This is a genomic window from Alphaproteobacteria bacterium (assembly GCA_019746225.1).
Taxonomy (GTDB): Bacteria; Pseudomonadota; Alphaproteobacteria; order Paracaedibacterales; family VGCI01; genus VGCI01.
The window spans coordinates 1-2248 of record JAIESE010000052.1 but is presented as its reverse complement, the minus strand read 5'-3'; the positions used below and the strand labels follow the sequence as shown (position 1 = coordinate 2248).

Here is a 2248-nt window from a genome sequence, read left to right as displayed (position 1 = left end):
GTCGGGTAATAGGGCCACATTACTGTGACCCCATCCCCTAAGAACCGTACGTGATACTTTCGCATCATACGGCTCAAGCCTTGCTAAGACAGTAATGTTATAACTACCATCCGGTTTAACTTATCCATCGTGATTATCGATCTCCCACCATGGGAACCCTATTTGAAATCTGACCTGATTTTTCTTCTTTGACACCTTACGTCGTGTTAGGCGTTCCTCGAAGTATTTTAAGTAAGCAGGATCGTAAGGGTTTGCCTTGGCTATGATTTTGATGTGCCGTTTGATGGGGGTTTTTTGTGCTTCGACTAGCTCCAGATGTTTTATGTATCCTTGTTTATCTTTGCTAGTCGCTGAGAACACCCAGTGTCTGTTTTCTTTGGTGCGAAAATACTTTTTTCGTATCCATTTTGCCCCTTTGTGGGGATGGCGACGTACAGCCCATCGCCATAGGGCTTCAAAAACGATGTGATCAACCTTTGAGAACGTTCGCTTAGCACAGATATGGGAGTGATAATTAGCCCATCCGCGTATTTTTGGGTTTAATGAACGGATGAGGTTTTCCGTTTTCGCTGTGGCATTAGACTTAATGGTGTTTCGGACATTGTGCAAGAAGGCCTGAAGATTATCTTTGGCCGGTTTACAAATGAGTTTCCCTTTGTACTTGCGAATGTTGGTACCGAGAAAGTTGAACCCCTCGCTGATGTGCGTTATGCGAGTTTTGGTCGGTGATAAGACCAAACCTCGCTGTGCTAGGAAGGATTCCACGACAGGGCGGACTTTTTCCGTTAAGACTTCAGGTGATGCGCTGGTGACGATGAAGTCATCGGCGTAAGTGCACAGATGTACTTTATCTCTTTTGGTGGTTGCAGCCTGAAGGGCGGCTTCCAGTCCACTGAGAGTAATCACTAAAAGACTTGGCGAAATTAAAGAGCCTTGAGGTGTGCCGACGCTTGTGGGAAAGAAGCACTGATTTTCTGTGTAGCCTGCTTTCAGCCATTTCTCTAAGATAGCTTTATCCATAGGAATATTGTTCAATAACCAAGGATGGGAAATCGAATCGAAACAGGTTTTGATGTCAGCCTCGAAGATGTGTTGAGCCGCGTCTCGTCGTGCTAATCTGATGAAACACTGGCCGATGGCATCTGCTGTTGAGCGGTGAGGTCGAAATCCATAGGCATTTTTATCTGCCATTGTTTCTGCTATCGGTTCCAATGCGAATAAGTGTAGAGCTTGTTGTGCTCGACACGTCATTGTTGGAATCGAAAGTGGTCGAAGTTTCCCTGATAGCTTTTTGGGGATGTATATCCTTCTTAGGGGTTGTGGTTGATAGCCATGACGCTTTAATGTTGATACTGCTTTTAGTTTTTGGTTGGCCGTGCGCCATACCACTTTATCGACACCGGGCGTTTTACCGCCACGATTTTCAGTCACTCGCTTCACCGCCAGTAGTTTGGCGCTTCGTGAGTGTGTGAGGAGCCATTGCAGAGCTTTTACTTTGCCTGGTTTTCCTTCACGATAAGCCTTCGCAATACGGATTTGCAGTCTTCTCACGTTTGCTTTTGCCTGGTGCCATGCAATGGTGTCCCAGGTTTGTTCGCGCGTGTTGGGGGCACCAATCGTCGATATTAATCGCGTTGTCATTTGCGTTCCCATCATTGAGTCGATTCTTCAAATGCTCTTGCGTACAAGACCAGTTGGACGTCTGCACGCTTTCGCGTTGGGCCTAGGCCCTATCTCATTCATTACAAATGAGCGTTTGCTTCTTCCAACCTCCTACACCTGCAATACGACGGGCATTCTTTACAGTCTGCTGTCCTTGTCCTTAAGGCATATTACAGGGTTATCACGTTTCCCCAGATGAATGATAATGAATGGGTTAGGTTTGCCGATTCTACCGGTGGCTTCTTTGTCCATGATATGCCAGAGGTGGATGCATATCCGAGCTACTTACCTTTTGGTTAAAGCCTGTCAGCATCTTTGGCTTTTTCGTCATGTCGGTATCCGTATGGCATTCACATGAGTTAACCGTACCATTCCTTCCTAGCTCCTCTCCGCCTTGATGCTGGCAGATTCAGACTCCCCTCACGGTTTGTCTTAGGGATTTCCCCGGCTGCATTGTCCCCAACGCTTCATACCTTGCTGTTACCAGCAGCGCATGGATGGGTAGGAAACTGTTGATGGAACAACAGGTTTTATCTTATTTCCTTTTAAGTAAAACAATTCTTCTGGCGACTTCGTGTCGCACCAC

At 46.5% G+C, this 2248-nt stretch carries 1 protein-coding gene; it reads right to left on the bottom strand.

Features of this window, described 5'->3' with window-relative positions:
- Window positions 1–120: 120 nt before the first annotated feature.
- Window positions 121–1641, bottom strand: a complete 1521-nt coding sequence (gene ltrA / locus K2Y18_08700; GenBank protein ID MBX9805813.1) for a group II intron reverse transcriptase/maturase — start codon at window positions 1639–1641, stop codon at window positions 121–123.
- Between the last annotated feature and the right edge of the window lie 607 nt (window positions 1642–2248).

Coding starts and splice junctions, on each gene's coding strand:
- ltrA (MBX9805813.1), bottom strand. CDS start 1,641: ATGACAACGCGATTAATATCGACGATTGGTGCCCCCAACACGCGCGAA.